This is a genomic window from Kribbella sp. NPDC050459 (assembly GCF_040655315.1).
Lineage (GTDB): Bacteria > Actinomycetota > Actinomycetes > Propionibacteriales > Kribbellaceae > Kribbella.
Genome location: NZ_JBFAJQ010000014.1, coordinates 30,713 through 48,120 on the forward strand (window position 1 = coordinate 30,713; position 17,408 = coordinate 48,120).

Consider the following 17,408-nt stretch of genomic DNA (forward strand, 5'->3'; position numbering starts at 1 on the left):
GGGATTCGCGGCGTTGCCCCCAGCAACTACCGGTCGGCAAACGCCAGCTGATCCGGTGGCCAGCCACCGGATCCGGGCACACGCCGATCACACCCGGGGTCGCTCTGAGCCACCGACACCGGACCGATCCAGAATTTATTTCTTGCGTTAACTATGTCGCAGTCAACCCGCCCACGGCGGCCCATGTCAAGACCTGGCTTTGGTCAGCTGCCGCCCGATCGCCGCCTCGTCGAACCGGCCGGCGCGCTGACCGTTCCAGAGCTCGGCCATCACCATCAGAACGCGCAGCACGACCTGCAACGACTCGATCGCAGCCAGTTCCCGTTCACTGAGCGGATCCTGGGCGGTGCGCTGGTAGCCGTCGATCATCTCGGGGGCTCTGTGCACGCGGGCGATGACGAACTCCCAGGCGCGGCTGTCCGGGTGGCACAGGTCGAAATCGATCACCCCGGCGAATCGGCCCCGCTCGTCGAAGTGCAGGTTCCAGCTCGCGAAGTCGCCGTGCACGATGGTCTGCGGCAGATCCAGCAACTCGCGGTCGGCCACGAGCTGCTTGGCGCGGTCCATCGCGCGCGATGCCCGGTCGGCGAGCGACGGACGCTGTCCGCGGAGCAGCTCGACACCCCGGGCCCAGTCCTGGAACTCCCCCATCGCATCCAGGTCCGCCGCCTGGAAGAAGCCCTCGCGACGTCCGAGGTCGAGGCCGGCGAGGTCCGCGTGCAGGCGAGCCAGGAGTTCGCCACGCTCGGCTCGTTGCGCCGCGGTCTCGTCCTGGTGCGGTCGGCCGGGTACGTAGCGGGTGACCGCCCAGAGCCGGTCTTCGAAGCGCACGGGCGGGCCGAGCTGCGCGGGCACACTCCAGCCGCGGGCCGTCAGGTGGTCGAGGACCTGCGCCTCGAAGGTCAGGTCGGATTCGGTGCGCAGGACGTGGTAGCGGCGCAGGATGTGGTGCTCGCCGTCCCGGGTCCAGAGATGCCAGTTGCCGTTGCCGATCGAGTCCGCGTCACCGGGGCGGGTGGACTCGAGCCGCGCGGTGTCGAGGCCGAAGGCGTCCAGCGGGGGTGTGCGCAGCATCCGAGCATGGTCGCAGCTCGGGAGGGGCCAGACAGGAACCTGACCCGACCATCACGGGGGAACGGCCGGGCCAGGCACTTTCGATACTACTCCTGATGACCAAGCGGGGCCGGGTAATTCGAGGGCGGACGCGCCGGGTGCTGCCCTACTCTTGGCGGCATGCGAACCCGCTCCTGACAGCGCACCACGGCGTGCGCCGAAACCAAGCGTTTGACCTCTCGTCGCGCTTCGTCCTGCCCGCACGCGTCCTCAGGAGCACCCCGCGATGCCTTCGTACCGATCGGCCGACCCGACCCGGACGTACTACGTCTACAACGCCGCCTGGTCCTTCCTCGCCGCGCTGTCCTTCACCCTGAACCTGGTGTACTACGTCCGCGACGCCGGACTCGACCCGCTGCAGATGGTCCTGGTAGGGACCACGCTCGAGGTGGCCTGCTTCCTCTTCGAGATCCCGACCGGCATCGTCGCCGACCTGTACAGCCGCCGGCTCTCGATCGTGATCGGCTTCCTGCTGATCGGCGCCGGCTTCCTGCTCCAGGGCCTGGTGCCCGCGTTCCTGGCGATCCTCGCCGCGCAGGTGCTGTGGGGCGTCGGCTTCACGTTCACCTCCGGCGCCGATCAGGCCTGGATCACCGACGAGATCGGCGCCGAGCAGGCCGGCCGGGTGTTCATCCGGGCGCAGCAGTTCGAGCTGGCGGCGAAGATCGCCGGCATCGTCACCGCCGGCGGTCTCGGACTGATCAGCCTGCCGCTGCCGATGGTGATCTCCGGCGCCGGGATGATGCTGCTCGGCCTGCTGCTCGCGCTGTTCATGCGCGAGCAGAACTTCCACCGCACCCCGCGCGCCGAGCGGGAGACGTTCCGGCACCTGGCGGAGACGTTCAAGCACGGTCTCGGGGTCGCCCGGCGGCGCCCCGTCGTCCGGACGCTGGTCGTGGTCAGCCTGATCGGCGGCCTGTCGAGCGAGGCGTTCGACCGGCTGTGGTCGGTGAAGATGCTGACCTTCACCTTCCCGGCCGTGTTCGGTACGTCGGACCCGGCGTTCTGGTTCACGGTCCTGGCCCTGATCGGCACGCTGCTGTCGCTCGGTACGTCGCTGACGCTCGACCGGCTCTCCCCGGAGCGGTTGTCGGCGGCGCACCCGACCGGGATCCTCGCGACGTTCGCGGTACTGCAGATCGTCGGGGTGGTCGGCTTCGCGCTGTCCGGCAGCCTCTGGCCCGCGCTGGCGGCACTGTGGCTGACCACCGTCGCCGGCACGGTCGCGTACCCGGTCCAGTCCGCGTGGCTGAACCGGCACATCGACTCCCGGTCCCGCGCGACCGTCCTGTCGATGGTGTCGCAGGCGAACGCGATCGGTCAGGTGGCCGGCGGCCCGCCGCTCGGCGCGGTCGGCCGCTCGTCGCTGCGGGCGGCGCTGCTCGCGTCGGGCCTGATCCTCGTCCCGATCCCCGCGCTCTACCTGCGCACCCGGGTCCCGGACGAGGCCGTCACTCGTCGATCTTGATCCGGACGGCTTCGCGGCGGTTGTCGTACGACGACTTGATCAGGCTGGCGACCGTGGTGACGAACAGGGTGCCGATGATGAAGCCGAGCGAGGTCAGGATGCCGATGTGCGGCAGGTGGATCGCGCCGATGTCGTCGATGTGCGAGCCGTGCAGCGCCTCGATGATCAGCTTCACGCCGATGAACGCGAGGATCACCGAGAGGCCGACGTTCAGATAGACGATCCGCTCCAGCAGCCCGCCGATCAGGAAGTACAGCTGCCGCAGGCCCATCAGCGCGAACGCGTTCGCGGTCAGCACGATGTAGGCGTCCTGGGTGAGCCCGAAGATCGCCGGGATCGAGTCGAGCGCGAAGATCACGTTCGCCATCCCGATCGCGGAGATCACGATCACCAGCGGGGTCAGCATCCGGCGGCCGTCGATCCGGGTGGTCAGGTTGGCGCCGTCGTAGTCGTGTGACAGCGGGAGAACCCGGCGCAGCCCGCGCAGTGCGGCGTTCTCCTGGAAGTCCTCGTCGTCGTTCTCGCCCTCGATCGCCAGGCGGACCGCGGTGTAGACCAGGAACGCGCCGAAGATGTAGAACACCCAGCTGGCCGCCGAGATCGCCGCCGCGCCGGCCAGGATGAACACCGCGCGGAGCAGCATCGAGACCACGATGCCGATGTACAGCACCTTGTCCTGCGCCAGGCTCGGGACGGCGAACCGGGCCATGATGATCACGAACACGAACAGGTTGTCGACGCTCAGGCTGTACTCGGTGATGTACCCGGCGACGAACTCGCTGCCCGACTGTCCCGGGCTGAACAGGAACAGGCCGAGCGCGAACAGCCCGGCCAGGCCGACGTAGAACAGCACCCAGCGGGTGGCGTCCTTGATCGTCACGATGTGGTTGCGGCGGGCGATCACGATCAGGTCGAACGCGACGATCGCGAGCAACCCGATGATCGTCAGCACCCAGACGGCTGGGGACATGACAGAGACCATGACGAACCTCCGGACGTCGGCGAACAGCTGCTTGGTCCGGAGGTCTCTCCCACCCGGATGACTCCGGGCCGGCAGCACCGGTTCGGCCGCCCAGGCCTCCCGTGATGACGACGCTGCCGCTTCGGGGATACTCCCCTCCACAAACGCGCCAAGTGTATCGGTACCCGGCGCGTTCGCAGCATGGTATACCGCATACTGGCTGCAGAACTAGATCGGACGCCAATATGAGACATCAATGTCTCATATGAGGTACCATCGTCTCATGGCAGTCGATCGGAACCAGGTCTTGCGGGCCGCTGCGGGCCTCCTGATGCGGAAGTCCACCGCAACCATGGACGAGGTCGCCCGGGCGGCCGGGATCAGCCGCGCCACCCTGAACCGGCAGTTCGCCGGGCGCGACGCGCTGATCCGCGCACTGGAGGAGCTCGGGATCGCCGAGTGCGAGGCCGCCGCGGCGCGGGCCGCCGTCGGCGACGGTCCGGCCCCGGACGCCGTACGGCGCTTGGTCCGCGAGCTGGAGCCGGCCGCCGGGCTGCTCGCGTTCCTGTACTCCGAGAACCAGCTGTTCGAGGGCGACGAGCAGAACGAGGGCTGGGCGCGGCTCGACGCCCGCATGGTCGGCCTCTTCCGGCGCGGCCAGGAGGCCGGCGAGTTCCGGATCGATCTGAGCCCGGTCTGGCTGACCGAGGCGCTCTACGGGCTGCTCGTCTCGGCGGCCTGGGCGATCAGCGAAGGACGCGTGGCCCCCAACGACTTCACGACGAACATCACCGAGCTGCTGCTCGGTGGCGCGACACGGAGACAGGCATGAAGCAGCAAGTGACGCGGCCCGGGCGCTGGCTCGCGCTCGCGGTCCTGGTGCTCGCCGTTCTGCTCGTCGCGGTCGACGCGACCGTGCTCGGTCTCGCGACCCCGTTCCTGTCCGAGGACCTGCAGCCGTCGGGCAACCAGCTGCTGTGGATCGGCGACGCGTACTCGTTCGTCCTCGCCGGACTGCTCGTCTCGATGGGCAGCCTGGGCGACCGGATCGGCCGCAAGCGCATCCTGCTGATCGGCGCGACGGCGTTCGGCGCGATCTCGGTGCTCAACGCGTACGCGACCTCGGCCGAGGTGATGATCCTGGCGCGCGCACTGCTCGGGGTCGCGGGCGCGACGCTGATGCCGGCCACGCTGGCGCTGATCCGCAACCTGTTCCACGATCCGCGCGAACGCAGTCTCGCGATCGGCATCTGGGGCGCCGCGGCGTCGGCCGGGATGGCGATCGGCCCGATCGTCGGCGGCGTCCTGCTGGAGAACTTCTGGTGGGGTTCGGTGTTCCTGATCAACCTGCCGGTGATGGCGGTCCTGGTCGTCGTCGGCGCTCGCCTGCTGCCCGAGTCCCGGAACCCGGCGCCGGGTCCGTGGGACCTGGTCAGCGTCGTGCTGTCGATGATCGGGATGGTCGGGATCGTCTACGCGATCAAGGAGTTCGCGGCGCACGGATTCGACTGGGTCCCGGTCGCCGCGGCCGTGGCCGGTGCGATCGCGCTGTACGGATTCGTCCGGCGGCAGCGCCGGCTCCCGATCCCGTTGCTGGACCTGAGCCTGTTCCGGAGCCGTGGATTCAGCAGCGCCGTCCTCGCCGACCTGCTCACGATCCTCGGGCTGTCGGGGCTGATCTTCTTCCTGTCGCAGTACCTGCAACTGGTGCAGGGGTTGCGGCCGATCGAGGCTGGGCTCGCGGAGTTGCCGGCTGCGATCGGGTCGATCGTCGCCGGTCTGCTCGCGGGACAGGTGGCGCGGCGGTTCTCGGTGCGCGCCGTCGTGGCCGGCGGGCTCGCGGCGATCGGCCTCGCCCTGGCGGCTCTCACCACGATCAGCGCGGACACGGGCTATCCGCTGCTCGGCGCGGCGCTGCTCGCCGTCGGAGCAGGCGCCGGGTTGTCCTTCACCGTGACGGCCGACGTGATCCTGGCCGCCGTACCGAAAGAGGAGGCGGGCGCGGCGAGTGCCGTGTCGGAGACGGCGTACGAGCTCGGCGCGGCGCTCGGTATCGCGCTGCTCGGCTCGATCGTGACCGGGGTGTACCGCAACTTCACCGGCCCCGCGGGCACGCCCGAGGCGGCTCACGAGTCGTTGGGCGGTGCGGTCGAGGCCGCCGCGCAGCTTCCGCCGCAGACCGCCGCCGCCCTGCTCGACGCTGCTCGGGAGTCCTTCGCGCACGGCGTTTCGATCGCGGCCGGCGTGGGTGCCGTCGTCCTGCTGGCCACCGCGGTCGCGGCGTGGTTCCTGCTCCGCGGCCAGCGACTCAGCACCGAACGCTAGGCAAAAAGTTTCCGTTTCTTCGCTGAGCCCTGGGAGATTTCGCCGGATCGGAGTACAAAAGAAGTTCTGTAGGTCTGTCCGCCCCTAGGCCTAGGAGGAACTGTCATGGCCGGATTCAACGGCGAAGCATCCTGGTTCTGTTGCGGAAACGCATGGGGACCCTGTGCGAGCACCGGTCACGGTGCCTGCGGCACGTGCAATTCCGGGAGCTTCCAGCACGCGTGGCCGAACACCTCGGACGCATGCCTGTCGATCACCCGTCCGGATCGCTGCGGGTTCACCGGGATGACCCGGCGTACCTGCGGTTTCCGGCACGCCACCACCAACCTGTGCAACGGAAAACGGGTCGTCACCTCGATCGCGGACTGCGGTCCGCAGACCGACCTGTTCTGCGGTGAACGCGCCTGCTGCGGCGGCACGTGCGCCGCGAACCGCCTGCTCGACCTCACACCGGCCGCGTTCTCCGCGATCGCCAGCCTGAGCGCCGGTCTGATCCCCGCGAACATCGACGTCGGCTGAGGAGTGAGCTGAGATGACTGCAACGATGGATCGCCGCGCCCTGCTCACCCGCGCCGCGCTCGGCGCGACCGGCCTGGTCGCCGCCACCGCGATGGGTTCACTCGCTCCGGAGACCGCGTTCGCGGCCGGTGCGCAGTTCCCCGACGCCGGGCAGCCGGACCCGAACTTCGCCGAAGGCCTGATCATCGGCCGGAACCAGGATCTCCTGCAGGTGCAGGGATCCGACGGCCGGCTGCACCGGATCCAGCTGACCGGCGTGACGAGTGTCTGGAAGCTCCGGCCGACCACGATCGACCAGGCCAAGATCGGCGACGGGCTGTACGCGCGCGGTGTGCTGCTGCCCGACGGGATCCTGGCCGCCGAGGCGGTCTGGGTGAACATCGTCAACCTGACCGTCGCGATCACCTCGATCGGGCGCAACGGCGTCCAGCTCGACCACCACGGGCAGAAGGTCGTCGGGCACGTCCAAGCCGGGACCACCGCGGCCGTGTACAACGGCACGCCGGCGGTGTCCGACCTGTCGATGCTCAAGGTCGGCCGGCACGCCCAGGTGATCGGCGCCTGGCGGCCGGGGACCAACGAGATCGACATCGCCACCATCTACACGTCGAACTGACATGGGCGCCGTAGCGGCTGCGCAGCCGCTCCTGATCGGACTGCTCCTGCTCTGCTCGGCCTACGGCAAGTTCAAGGCCCCCGACCAGGCCGACCGCACCGCCCTGCCGACGCTGGTCGGCGAGTCCCGAGCCAAACCCGTCTACCGGACCGTCGCCACCGTGGAGACCCTGCTGGCACTGGCGCTTCTCCTGCCGCCTTCCTGGGCGGTCGAGGCGTTCGCCGCTGCCGCACTGTCCGTCGGCTTCACCGGATTCCTGATCTACTCGAAGGTCGTCGTTCCCGAGGCCTCCTGCGGGTGCATGAAGGCCTCGGCGAAGCCGGTCGGCTACCGGGCGATCGCCCGCGCGTTGTTGCTCCTGGCAACCGCCGGCCTCGCGACCACGGCAGCCGCCGGCTGGTGGTCGGCCGGTGCGGGATTGCCGGTGCTCGTCGTCGAGGCAGCGGCGTTCGCGATGCTGTCCGCCGAGCTCGACCGGTACTGGCTGCTGCCGTTGCGGCGCTTCCGGATCCGGCTCAGCCACCCGTACGCCGGTACGGCATCCAGCACCACACCACTCGTCGCGACCCAGCGGCGCGTGATCCTCAGCCCGGCGTACCGCGCGGTCGACGGGATGCTGAGCTCCGACATCCACGACTACTGGGACGACGAGGACTGGCGGTTCGTGAGCTACGCCGCCAGGTACGACGGCCGCCGCGCGACCGCCGTCTTCGCCGTACCGCACCAGGACTCCACCCCGTCGGCGATCCGGGTCGCCGTCGTCGAGGAGACGACCGGCCTGACGCTGTACCGCCCGACGGTGCTCGCCACCGCCTAGCAGCCGAGGCCGAAAGCCCCCGCGGACCGTCCGCGGGGGCTTTCGTGCTGTTGACACGGACTCCGATAGTTAGGAAGCTTTCCTAATAGTTCGTCCCCTGCAGCTCCTCCGCCCCGGAACACCAGGAGACCTCATGACACCCCGCTCGCTCTGGGCCGTGACCGCGCTGGCGGTCGCCACGCTCGGACTCAGCTCTCCCCCGTCCGCGACCGCCACTGTCACCGCAACTGCCACCGACTACCAGGCCGAGGACGCGGCCGTCTCGCAAGGCGTGGTCGAGTCCAACCACAGCGGCTACACCGGCACCGGTTTCGTCAACTACGACAACGTCGTCGGCAGCTACGTCGAGTGGACCGTGACGGCCCCGGCCGGCCCGGCCGACGTGACGCTGCGGTACGCGAACGGTACGACGGCCGCGCGGCCGCTGGACTTCACCGTCAACGGGCAACCCGGCGCGGTCGGGATCACGTTCCCGGGGACGGGTGCGTGGACCACCTGGCAGACCAAGACCGTCCGCCTGCAACTCGCCGCGGGTACGAACACGATCCGCGCCCGCGCGACCACCGCCGACGGCGGCCCCAACGCCGACAAGCTGACCGTCACTCCCACCACCGACGACACCACTCCGCCGTCGGCCCCGGGCAATCTGACGGTGAGCGACATCAAGTCGAACGCCGCGACGTTCCACTGGACCGCCGCGACCGACACCGTCGGCGTGGTCCGGTACGAGATCAACCGCGGCGGCAACGTCCTGAAGGTTGTCGACGGCAACACCTTGAGCGCGACCGTGGACACGCTGACGGCGAACACGGCGTACGACATCTCGGTCGGCGCGTTCGATGCCGCGGGCAACGCTTCGCAGCAGAGCAACGTGGTCACGTTCACCACCCCCGGCAGCGGCGACGCGCAGCCGCCGACCGCGCCCGGCAACCTGCGCTCGACCGGCGTCACCGCGAGCAGCGTGTCGCTGGCCTGGGACGCGTCCACCGACAACAGCGGGAGCATCGCCGGGTACGACGTGTACCAGGGCACGGCGAAGGTGGCGTCGACCGGTTCGCTGACCGCGACGGTCACCGGCCTGGCGGCGAACACGGAGTACACGTTCACGGTGAAGGCCCGCGACCCCGACGGCAACGCGTCCGTTGCGAGCAACGCGGTCACGGTACGGACCGCGACCACCGGCGCGGGCGGCATTCCGGCGTACGACAAGGACATCGCGAAGGTCGATCTCGGGTGGAGTGCGGCGTTCCTGCCGGACGGCTCCGCGCTGGTGACCGAGCGGGACCGGTTCGAGGTCCTGCGGGTGACGGCGAGCGGGCAGAAGACGACGCTCGGGAAGGTGCCGGGAGTGGTCACGACGACCGGCGAAGGCGGTCTGCTCGGCCTCGCGCTCTCGCCCAATTTCGCCAGCGACCACTGGGTGTACTTCTACCACACGGCGTCCGGCGACAACCGGATCGTGCGGATGAAGTACGAGAACGGGCAGCTGGGCACGACGTCGTCGCCGGTGCTCACGGGACTCGCGAAGAACCGGTACCACAACGGCGGGCGGATCGCGTTCGGGCCGGACGGGAAGCTGTACGCGACCGTTGGTGACGCCAAGAACTCCGGCAACGCGCAGAACAAGAACTCGCTGAACGGGAAGATCCTGCGTCTCAACCCCGACGGGTCGGCGCCCAGCGACAACCCGTTCTACAGCAGCGGCGGCAACGCGCGGTACGTGTGGAGCTGGGGACACCGGAACCCGCAGGGCCTGGCGTGGGACTCACGCCGTCAGCTGTGGGCGGCCGAGTTCGGCGAGAACAGCCAGGACGAGCTCAACCTGATCCAGAAGGGCGGTAACTACGGCTGGCCGGCGTGCGAGGGCACGATCGGCGACTGCGGCGGGTACATCGCGCCGAAGCGCACCTGGTCGACGGCGCAGGCCGGTCCGAGCGGCGTCGAGATCGTCAACGACTGGATCTACATCGCCGGCGTCACCGGTAAGCAGTTGTGGGTCACGAAGATCAACTCCGCCGGCACGGGCGTCGGCACTCCACAGGCCTTGTTCTCCGGCCGCTGGGGACGCCTGCGCAGCGTCACGCGCACACCGGACGGCGGGCTCTGGCTGACGTCCACCAACAACGACAAGAACGGCGGCACACCGTCGACGATCGACAACGTGATCGTGCGCCTGAAGTTTCCGTAGCCAGGCACCTCACCGCCGTCCGAAGTCGGAGTAGACGGGGATGCCGGTGGTGAGGGATTCCTGGGCGAGGGTGAGGCGGCGGGTCATCGAGGGGCGGAGGCGTGGGGCTGCTTCGTCCAGCGGGAGAAAATAGTGGGCGCGGGCCTCGGTCGGGTCGAGGGTGAGGGTGTCACCGTCCAGGACACCACCGTCGAAGACGAACGCCAGCGAATCGGACCACGGGCCGTGCGCGGGGACCCAGTCGACGACCAGCAGGCGGCCGATGTCCAGGACGAGCCCGATCTCCTCCCGCACCTCCCGGCAGCACGCCTCGTACGGCGACTCGTTCGACTCGACGATGCCGCCGGGGATGTCGAGAGTCGGCTTGTACGTCGGCTCGAGGAACAGGATCCGCCCGTCCCGGTCCCGGATCAGCGCACCCCCGGCGGCGGTCTTCCGCGGCATCCGCGCCGCGATCCCGGGGTTGAACTCCCGCTCCGGCTCACCCTCGGCAGCAAGATCGTCTTGTCGGTTCACCGGTCCAGTGTCGTACGCCCAGCGTTTCTACGTCTGATCCAGTTGGGTGCGGAGGTAGGTGAGTTTGTCGGGGTTGAGGACGGCGCGGATCCTGGCGATGGCGCCGTCGCGGATCTCGGGGACGAGTACGCCGGTGAGGTTGCCGGACTCGTGGACCAGGATCGCGGGCGCGGCGTTGACCTCGATGACGGACAGCCGGGCCGTCAGGGCGCGGGGACCGGCGGCCAGGCCGGCCAGGTAGTGGGCGGCGTTGGAGCGGCCGAAGATCGGTTCGCGGGCCGCGATCGCCTTGCCGCCGCCGTCGGCCCAGATTGCCGCGTCCTCGGTCAGGAGCGCCTCCAGGCCCGTGACGTCGCCGTCCACGGTGGCCGCGATGAAGCGGTCGACCAGGGCCGTCGCGTCCGCGGGCCGCGCCTCGAAGCGTCGCCGCTCGTCGCCGAGGCGGGCGAGCGCGCGGTGGTACAGCTGCCGCGTGTGCCTTTCGTCGACCCCGAGCACCTCGGCGCTGTCCCGGTGCGTGTAGCCGAACGCCTCCCGCAGCACGAAGACCGCCCGCTCCGGCGGGGTCAGCTTCTCCAGCAGCACCAGGAATCCGAGCGACACCGTGTCCCGCCGCTCGACGAGCTCCTGCGGATCGTTGCCCGTAGCAATCGGCTCGGGCAGCCACGGGCCGACGTACCGCTCCCGCCGGGCGCGTGCCGACGTCAGCCGGTTGATGCACAGGTTCGTGACGACGGTGGTCAGCCAGGCGGCCGGCGTCTGCACCGGCCCGTGCCCCGATCGCCAGCGCAGGTACGCGTCCTGCACGACGTCCTCCGCCTCGCTCGCCTCGCCGAGCATCCGGTACGCGATCCCGAACAGCCGCGGCCGCTGCTGCTCGAACTCGGCGACCTCGTCCACGACGCCAATTGTCACGGACGCTCCGCGAACGGGACGAGCTGCTCCCGGTCCCCTTGCCGTACGGCGAGTTCCTGCCGCCAGACGGGGTTGTCGACGAAGTGGTTGTCGAAGCGCTCCGCGGTCGCGAGCACCTCGGCCGGCGACGCCGCACCCCGCCGGATGCGGTCGCCGAGCCGGAAGTACTCGAACCGGTTGTTGCCCGGGGCCTTCACGATCAGCACGTCGGCGCCGGTGTCCATCGGCGTACCCCAGGCGTGGTGCATCAGCGGCGGCACCAGCAGGTAGTCGCCCTTGCGGACGGTCAGGACCTGGTCGCCGGCGAGGATCCGGAGCGCGCCGTCGAGCAGATAGAACATCTCCGGCGACTCCTGGTGGAAGTGCGGCGGCGGGCCGTCGACGCCCGGGCCGAGCGTGGTCCGGACGACGTTCATGATCCCGCCGGTCTGGTCGGCGTCGGCGATCAGCCAGGTCTGGTTCGGCGCCGCGCCGAGCCGCTCGGCACCGGCGCCACGGGTCAGGACTGCGGTCTGGTCTGCGTTCATGCCCACCTGACCAGGCAACCGCCCCGATTCGTGACGACGCCGGACGTGACGGCCGTCACTGCGCGATCGATCAGTTTTCAAGAAGCACCGGAGGTACGGCCGCTCCTAGTGTTTGGAGTACCGACCAGCAGAAAGGCACTCCGATGGCCACCACGAAGAAGAAGTCGTACGACGGGTTCACCGCGGAAGAGCAGGCCGCGATGAAGGAGCACGCGAAGGAGCTGAAGAGCAAGCAGGATCCGGCCGAGGCGCAGGCGGAGAAGATCGCGGGGATGGCCGACGCCGACCGGGTGATGGCCGAGCGGCTCAACGAACTGATCCCGCAGATCGCGCCGGACCTCACCCCGAAGCTCTGGTACGGCATGCCGGGCTGGGCCAAGGACGGCAAGATCGTCTGCTTCTTCCAGGACGCCGCGAAGTTCAAGGCCCGGTACGCCACCTTCGGGTTCAACCCGCCGGCCGCCCTCGACGACGGCGACTTCTGGCCGACCTCGTACGCCCTGCTCGAACTCACCCCGGCCGTCGAGAAGAAGATCGTCGCCCTGGTCAAGAAGGCCGCCGGCTAGACCGCGGCCGGACCCGGGCGGCCGGTCCGGCTTTGCCTGCGTGGCAAAATCTGGCGGGTGCAGATCGGGATGCTGGGGCCGTTCGAGGTGCGGGCCGACGACGGGAGCGTCGTCGACGTGCCTGGAGCGCGGTTGCGCGGGCTGTTGGTCGCTCTGGCGCTCGACGCGGGACGCGTGGTGCCGAAGGCAACGCTCGTCGACTGGATCTGGGGCGAACAGCCCCCGGCGGACGCGGCGAACGCCCTGCAGCGCCTGGTCTCCCGCCTCCGCAAACTGCTGCCGGTCGAGGGGCACACGGACGGTTACCGGCTGCAACTCGACCCGGATGCCGTCGACGCCGTGCGGTTCGAGCGGCTCGTCACCCGCGCGCGCACCGACCAGGACCCGCAGGGCATCCGCCTGCTGCGGGAGGCGCTCGCGTTGTGGCGCGGGCCCGCGATGCAGGACGTCGGCCTGACCGAGAGCGGCGCGTTCGACGCGGCCGTGACCCGGCTGGACGGGCTCCGCCTGACCGCGACCGAGGACCGGTACGACGCCGAGATCACGCTCGGCCACGGCGCGGAACTCGTCACCGAGCTGACCGACCTGGTCGCCGCGCACCCGGTCCGCGAACGTCTCGTCGCCGCCCTGATGCGCGCGCTGGTCGCCTCCGGCCGCGACACCGAGGCGCTGCGCACATACGAGCGCACCCGCGAGATCCTCGCCGACGAACTGGGCGTCGACCCGTCGCCGGAGCTGTCCGCGCTGCACGTCGCGCTGCTCCGCGGCGAGCTGGTCCGACGCGACGAGAAGCGGAACACGAACCTCCGCGAGGAGCTGACGACGTACGTCGGCAAGGAGACCGACGTCGCCGCGGTCCGTGACCTGATCGCCGGGCACCGCCTGACGACGCTGATCGGGCCGGGCGGCTCGGGCAAGACCCGGCTCGCGTCGGAAACCGCCCGGACGGTGCTCGGCGATCTGCCGGACGGCGTCTGGATGGTCGAGCTCGCGGCGATCGGCGCCGACGGGGACGTGGCGCAGGCGACGCTCGGGGCGCTCGCGCTGCGGGACGCGTTGCTCGGCGACGTACCGGACACCGACCCGACCGACCGGGTGGTCGCCGCGGTCCGCGAGCGGGCGATGCTGCTGATCCTGGACAACTGCGAGCACGTGATCGAGTCCGCCGCGACGTTCGCGCACCGGGTGCTCGGCGAGTGCCCGCGGCTGCGGATCCTCGCGACGAGCCGGGAACCGCTCGGTATCACCGGCGAGGCGCTGTGGCCGGTCGCGCCGCTCGCCGTGCCCGCGGACGGCAGCGACATCGACGCGTCGCCGGCCGTCCGGCTGCTGCAGGACCGCGCTCGGACCGTGCGCGCGGACCTCGCGCTCGACCCGGAGACGATGGCCCGGATCTGCCGTGCGCTCGACGGGATGCCGCTGGCGATCGAGCTGGCCGCGGCCCGGCTGCGCACCATGTCGCTGGAGCAGCTCGCCACCCGCCTCGACGACCGTTTCCGCCTGCTGACGGGCGGCAGCCGTACGGCGCTCCCCCGCCACCGCACGCTGCGCGCAGTTGTCGACTGGAGCTGGGAGCTGCTGACCGACGCCGAGCGGTCGGTGCTGCGCAGGCTCGCGGTGTTCTCGGGCGGCGCCGGCCTGGAGGCGGCCGAGCAGGTCTGTGCGGGCGGCGAGGTCGAGTCGTGGGAGGTGCTCGACCTGCTGACCGCGCTGACCGAGAAGTCGCTGGTGGTCACCAAGGACGAGGGCGCGCCGCGGTACCGGCTGCTCGGCACAATCAAGGAGTACGCGCAGCAACGTCTCGAGGAGGCGGGTGAGACCGACTCGGCCCGCCGTACCCACCTCGCGTTCTTCACCGAGCTGGCCGAGACCGCCGACCCGCACCTGCGGCGCACCGAGCAGCTCGAGTGGCTGGCCATCGTCGAGGCCGAGCACGACAACATCGCCGGCGCGATGCGCGGGGCGCTGGCGGCGGGTGACGCGGAGGGCTCGATGCGGCTCGCCGCGGCCGCCGGGTGGTACTGGTGGTTCGCCGGGCACAAGGTCGAGGGCAGCGAGTTCCTGATGGCGGCCCCGGACGTGCCGGGCGAGGCGTCCGACGAGAGCCGCGCCGTCGTGTACGCGTTCGTGGCCAACTTCATGACGTCGGGGCGCGGCCGCGACCAGTTCGACGCCGAGGACTGGATCCGCAAGACCGCGGAACTCAGCCGGCGGGTCGAGAGCCCGCACCCGGCGGTGACCTTGTCGACCGCGCTGGAAGGCCTGCTGCGAGGGGCCGGCTCGTTCGTGTCCACGTTCGAGCCGCTGCTCACCGACAAGGATCCCTGGGTACGGGCGCTGGCGCGGCTGCAGATCGGCAAGATGCGGATCATGCTCGGCGACGGCGACCGGGACGCCGACCTGGCGCTGGCGACCGCGCTGTCCGAGTTCCGCGCGATCGGCGAACGCTGGGGCATGTCGTTCGCGCTCACCGAGCTGGCCGACCGGCTCGCGGTCCGCGGCGAGTTCGCCGACGCGTGCGCGTACTACGAGCAGGCGATCGCGGTCGCCACCGAGGTCGGCGCGATCGAGGACGTCGTCCGGATGCGGTCGCGGCAGGCACAGCTGTACTGGCTGGCCGGCGACCAGGACGCGAGCTCGGCCGCGATGGCGGACGCCCAGCGGCTGGCCGAGCGGGTCGCGTGGCCGGAGGCGCTCGTCGAGCTGGTGTTGTGCAAGGCGGAGCTCGCGCGCTGGCGCGGTGACGCCGAGGAGGCGCGCCGCCGGCTCGACCAGGCGACGGCGATGCTGGGCCGCGAGGCCGAACAGGCGACCCTGCGCGCGACGATCCAGGACGTGCTGGGGTATCTGGCCACGGATCTCGACGAGGCCTGGCAGCACCGCAGCGCGGCGTTCCAGGCGGCGGCCGAGGGCGGACACGTCCCCGGGATCGCCCAGATGCTCGTCGGTATCGCGGATCTGGCGCTGCGTACCGATCAGGACGAGCAGGCCGCGCGGCTGCTCGCGGCGAGTGCCGTCGTCCGCGGTCTGCCGGATCGCTCGAACCCGGATGTGGCCGCGCTGGAGCAGGAGACGCGCCGCCGCCTCGGTGACGCGAGGTTCACCGAGGCGACGGAGGAGGGCCGGCAGGCGAGCTGGCGAGAGCTCGTCGAGGTCACGCTCGCTTCTTGAACGTCGAGGTCGCCCAGACGTAGCCGACCACGGCGATCCCGAGGCACCACGCGAACGCGGCGATCATGTCACCGGTGTGCGGCGCGCCGTTCAGCAGGCCGCGCAGGCTCTCGATGATCGGCGTGAACGGCTGGTACTGCGCGAACTGCTTCACGCCGGGACCCATCTTGTCGGCCGGCACGATCGCGCTGCTGAAGAACGGCAGCATCACCAGCGGCACCGAGGCCAGGCCCGCGGTCTCCGGCGATTTCGCGAACAGGCCGAGGGCAACGGTCAGCCAGCCGGTCGCCAGTCCGAGCAGGACGACGAGACCGATCACGCCGAGCCACTGCGCGAAGCTCGCCGACGGGTCGAAGCCGAGCGCGAACGCGACGCCGATGATCGCGGCGATCGCGATCAGGTTGGTCAGCACGCTGGCGATCACGTGACCGGTCAGCACCGCACCGCGCGGCACGTCCATCACCTTGAACCGGTTGATGATGCCCTTGGTCATATCGGAGTTCACCGCGGTCGCCACGGCGCCGAGTCCGTAGCAGACCGCCAGCAGGAGCATGCCGGGCGTCGCGTAGTCGACGTACGGGACGCCGACGCTGAACGCGTCGCCGAGCATGTAGACGAACATCAGCATCACGACGACCGGCATCAGGACGGCGTTGAACACCGAGGTCGGGTTCCGCGCGATGTGCTTGAGGTTGCGGCGCAGCATCACGATCGAGGGGTTCTTCATTTCGCGACTACCTCCGCGGTGTCGTGCCCGGTCAGGGCGAGGAAAACGTCGTCGAGGTCAGGGGTGTTGACGGAGAACTCGTCGGCGGCGAGCGAATACTCGTCGAGCCGGTCGAGCAGTGCGCGGACGGACTGGGTGCCGCCGTCGCTGGGGACGCGCAGGGTCAGCGCGTCGTCGTCGCGGGTCGAGCCGGGCATGACCGCCGCGGCCTGGTCGAGGTCCTCGACCGAGCCGAAGCGGAACCGGACGTGGGTGCCGGGGATCTGCCGCTTCAGCTCCTCCGGGGTGCCCTGGGCAACCAATCGGCCCTTGTCGAGCACCGCGATCTTGTCGGCCAGCTGGTCGGCCTCGTCCAGGTACTGCGTGGTCAGGAAGATGGTCACGCCGTCGGCCAGCAGCTCGCGGATGATCGTCCACATGGTGCGCCGGCTGCGCGGGTCGAGGCCCGTCGTCGGCTCGTCCAGGAAGATGATCCGCGGGTTGCCGACCAGCGTCATGGCCAGGTCGAGCTTGCGGCGCATACCTCCGGAGTACGTCGCCGCGGACTTGTCCGCGGCCTCGGTCAGGTCGAAGCGCTCCAAGAGCTCGGTGACCGTGCCCTCGGCCGCGCCGGCCGTCAGGTCGACCATCAGCTGGAGGTTCTCGCGGCCGGTCAGCAGCTCGTCCACGGCCGCGAACTGGCCGGTGACGCCGATCGCCGACCGGACCGCCTTGGCGTCGGTCGCGACGTCGTGCCCGGCCACCCGGACCGTACCGCTGTCGGCCTTGGTCAACGTGGTCAGCACGTTCACCGTCGTCGTCTTGCCGGCCCCGTTCGGGCCGAGCAGGGAGAAGACGGTACCCGCGGGGACGTCGAGGTCGATCCCGTCGAGCACGGTCTTGTCGCCGAATGCCTTGCGCAGTCCTGTGACCGCGATCGCCGAAGTTGTCATGGGAACACCTTGGGCGGACGCCCTGACACGCACCTGACACGCCGCCT

At 70.2% G+C, this 17,408-nt stretch carries 16 protein-coding genes; 9 read left to right on the forward strand and 7 right to left on the reverse strand.

Features of this window, described 5'->3' with window-relative positions:
• Nucleotides 1-186: 186 nt before the first annotated feature.
• A complete protein-coding gene (locus AB0I12_RS33830) occupies nucleotides 187-1,074 on the reverse strand; it encodes a phosphotransferase (RefSeq protein WP_359937570.1) in 888 nt (295 codons plus the stop codon).
• Between the two features lie 265 nt (nucleotides 1,075-1,339).
• Between AB0I12_RS33830 and AB0I12_RS33835 the strand changes: the two genes are divergently transcribed.
• Nucleotides 1,340-2,581, forward strand: a complete 1,242-nt coding sequence (locus tag AB0I12_RS33835) for an MFS transporter (protein WP_359937573.1) — start codon at nucleotides 1,340-1,342, stop codon at nucleotides 2,579-2,581.
• On the opposite strand, the gene AB0I12_RS33840 is transcribed toward AB0I12_RS33835, so the two are convergent.
• Nucleotides 2,565-3,551, reverse strand: coding sequence for a TerC/Alx family metal homeostasis membrane protein (locus AB0I12_RS33840; protein WP_359937576.1), 987 nt, complete (start codon nucleotides 3,549-3,551; stop codon nucleotides 2,565-2,567). The genes AB0I12_RS33835 and AB0I12_RS33840 overlap by 17 nt on opposite strands.
• 274 nt (nucleotides 3,552-3,825) lie before the next feature.
• On the opposite strand from AB0I12_RS33840, the gene AB0I12_RS33845 reads away from it, so the two are divergent.
• The 6 genes from AB0I12_RS33845 (at nucleotide 3,826) to AB0I12_RS33870 (ending at nucleotide 10,007) form a co-directional block, all read left to right on the forward strand.
• Nucleotides 3,826-4,374, forward strand: coding sequence for a helix-turn-helix domain-containing protein (locus tag AB0I12_RS33845; RefSeq protein ID WP_359937579.1), 549 nt, complete (start codon nucleotides 3,826-3,828; stop codon nucleotides 4,372-4,374).
• The gene (locus AB0I12_RS33850; RefSeq protein WP_359937582.1) at nucleotides 4,371-5,867 is read left to right on the forward strand and encodes an MFS transporter; all 1,497 of its coding nucleotides are present in this window, start codon (nucleotides 4,371-4,373) and stop codon (nucleotides 5,865-5,867) included. The genes AB0I12_RS33845 and AB0I12_RS33850 overlap by 4 nt, the downstream gene beginning before the upstream one ends.
• A 285-nt stretch (nucleotides 5,868-6,152) precedes the next feature.
• Complete coding sequence (locus tag AB0I12_RS33855) at nucleotides 6,153-6,386, forward strand: septal ring lytic transglycosylase RlpA family protein (RefSeq protein WP_241997717.1); 234 nt, start codon at nucleotides 6,153-6,155, stop codon at nucleotides 6,384-6,386.
• 13 nt (nucleotides 6,387-6,399) lie between these two features.
• Nucleotides 6,400-7,002, forward strand: a complete 603-nt coding sequence (locus AB0I12_RS33860; protein ID WP_359937585.1) for a cell wall protein — start codon at nucleotides 6,400-6,402, stop codon at nucleotides 7,000-7,002.
• Nucleotide 7,003: 1 nt separating this feature from the next.
• A complete protein-coding gene (locus AB0I12_RS33865) occupies nucleotides 7,004-7,819 on the forward strand; it encodes a MauE/DoxX family redox-associated membrane protein (RefSeq protein WP_359937588.1) in 816 nt (271 codons plus the stop codon).
• 133 nt (nucleotides 7,820-7,952) lie between these two features.
• Nucleotides 7,953-10,007 (forward strand): PQQ-dependent sugar dehydrogenase, encoded by a 2,055-nt coding sequence (locus tag AB0I12_RS33870; protein WP_359937591.1) that lies wholly within the window; start codon nucleotides 7,953-7,955, stop codon nucleotides 10,005-10,007.
• 9 nt (nucleotides 10,008-10,016) lie between these two features.
• Here the strand turns inward: AB0I12_RS33870 and AB0I12_RS33875 are convergent, their stop codons facing one another.
• The 3 genes from AB0I12_RS33875 to AB0I12_RS33885 are packed head-to-tail and all read right to left on the reverse strand — an operon-like array spanning nucleotide 10,017 to nucleotide 11,965.
• Nucleotides 10,017-10,523 carry an NUDIX hydrolase gene (locus tag AB0I12_RS33875; RefSeq protein WP_359937594.1) on the reverse strand — a complete coding sequence of 169 codons (507 nt, stop codon included), beginning with the start codon at nucleotides 10,521-10,523 and terminating at the stop codon, nucleotides 10,017-10,019.
• Nucleotides 10,524-10,550: 27 nt separating this feature from the next.
• The gene (sigJ, locus tag AB0I12_RS33880; protein WP_359937597.1) at nucleotides 10,551-11,438 is read right to left on the reverse strand and encodes an RNA polymerase sigma factor SigJ; all 888 of its coding nucleotides are present in this window, start codon (nucleotides 11,436-11,438) and stop codon (nucleotides 10,551-10,553) included.
• Complete coding sequence (locus tag AB0I12_RS33885; protein ID WP_359938167.1) at nucleotides 11,435-11,965, reverse strand: cupin domain-containing protein; 531 nt, start codon at nucleotides 11,963-11,965, stop codon at nucleotides 11,435-11,437. Before AB0I12_RS33885 ends, sigJ begins: the two co-directional genes overlap by 4 nt.
• Nucleotides 11,966-12,108: 143 nt before the next feature.
• Here AB0I12_RS33885 and AB0I12_RS33890 point away from each other — a divergent pair, with 143 nt between their 5' ends.
• Complete coding sequence (locus AB0I12_RS33890; RefSeq protein ID WP_359937600.1) at nucleotides 12,109-12,531, forward strand: DUF1801 domain-containing protein; 423 nt, start codon at nucleotides 12,109-12,111, stop codon at nucleotides 12,529-12,531.
• 57 nt (nucleotides 12,532-12,588) lie between these two features.
• Nucleotides 12,589-15,702 carry a BTAD domain-containing putative transcriptional regulator gene (locus AB0I12_RS33895; RefSeq protein WP_359937603.1) on the forward strand — a complete coding sequence of 1,038 codons (3,114 nt, stop codon included), beginning with the start codon at nucleotides 12,589-12,591 and terminating at the stop codon, nucleotides 15,700-15,702.
• Here the strand turns inward: AB0I12_RS33895 and AB0I12_RS33900 are convergent.
• Together AB0I12_RS33900 and AB0I12_RS33905 are read right to left on the reverse strand one after the other, a co-directional pair.
• Complete coding sequence (locus AB0I12_RS33900; RefSeq protein WP_359937606.1) at nucleotides 15,686-16,429, reverse strand: ABC transporter permease; 744 nt, start codon at nucleotides 16,427-16,429, stop codon at nucleotides 15,686-15,688. The genes AB0I12_RS33895 and AB0I12_RS33900 overlap by 17 nt on opposite strands.
• Nucleotides 16,426-17,361: an ATP-binding cassette domain-containing protein gene (locus AB0I12_RS33905; protein ID WP_359937609.1), complete on the reverse strand. Its 936-nt coding sequence runs from the start codon at nucleotides 17,359-17,361 to the stop codon at nucleotides 16,426-16,428. Before AB0I12_RS33905 ends, AB0I12_RS33900 begins: the two co-directional genes overlap by 4 nt.
• Nucleotides 17,362-17,408: the final 47 nt, after the last annotated feature.

Coding starts and splice junctions, on each gene's coding strand:
- AB0I12_RS33905 (WP_359937609.1), bottom strand. CDS start 17,361: ATGACAACTTCGGCGATCGCGGTCACAGGACTGCGCAAGGCATTCGGC.
- AB0I12_RS33855 (WP_241997717.1), top strand. CDS start 6,153: ATGACCCGGCGTACCTGCGGTTTCCGGCACGCCACCACCAACCTGTGC.
- AB0I12_RS33865 (WP_359937588.1), top strand. CDS start 7,004: ATGGGCGCCGTAGCGGCTGCGCAGCCGCTCCTGATCGGACTGCTCCTG.
- AB0I12_RS33885 (WP_359938167.1), bottom strand. CDS start 11,965: ATGAACGCAGACCAGACCGCAGTCCTGACCCGTGGCGCCGGTGCCGAG.
- AB0I12_RS33835 (WP_359937573.1), top strand. CDS start 1,340: ATGCCTTCGTACCGATCGGCCGACCCGACCCGGACGTACTACGTCTAC.
- AB0I12_RS33840 (WP_359937576.1), bottom strand. CDS start 3,551: ATGTCCCCAGCCGTCTGGGTGCTGACGATCATCGGGTTGCTCGCGATC.
- AB0I12_RS33830 (WP_359937570.1), bottom strand. CDS start 1,074: ATGCTGCGCACACCCCCGCTGGACGCCTTCGGCCTCGACACCGCGCGG.
- AB0I12_RS33870 (WP_359937591.1), top strand. CDS start 7,953: ATGACACCCCGCTCGCTCTGGGCCGTGACCGCGCTGGCGGTCGCCACG.
- AB0I12_RS33860 (WP_359937585.1), top strand. CDS start 6,400: ATGACTGCAACGATGGATCGCCGCGCCCTGCTCACCCGCGCCGCGCTC.
- AB0I12_RS33900 (WP_359937606.1), bottom strand. CDS start 16,429: ATGAAGAACCCCTCGATCGTGATGCTGCGCCGCAACCTCAAGCACATC.
- AB0I12_RS33850 (WP_359937582.1), top strand. CDS start 4,371: ATGAAGCAGCAAGTGACGCGGCCCGGGCGCTGGCTCGCGCTCGCGGTC.
- AB0I12_RS33890 (WP_359937600.1), top strand. CDS start 12,109: ATGGCCACCACGAAGAAGAAGTCGTACGACGGGTTCACCGCGGAAGAG.
- AB0I12_RS33845 (WP_359937579.1), top strand. CDS start 3,826: ATGGCAGTCGATCGGAACCAGGTCTTGCGGGCCGCTGCGGGCCTCCTG.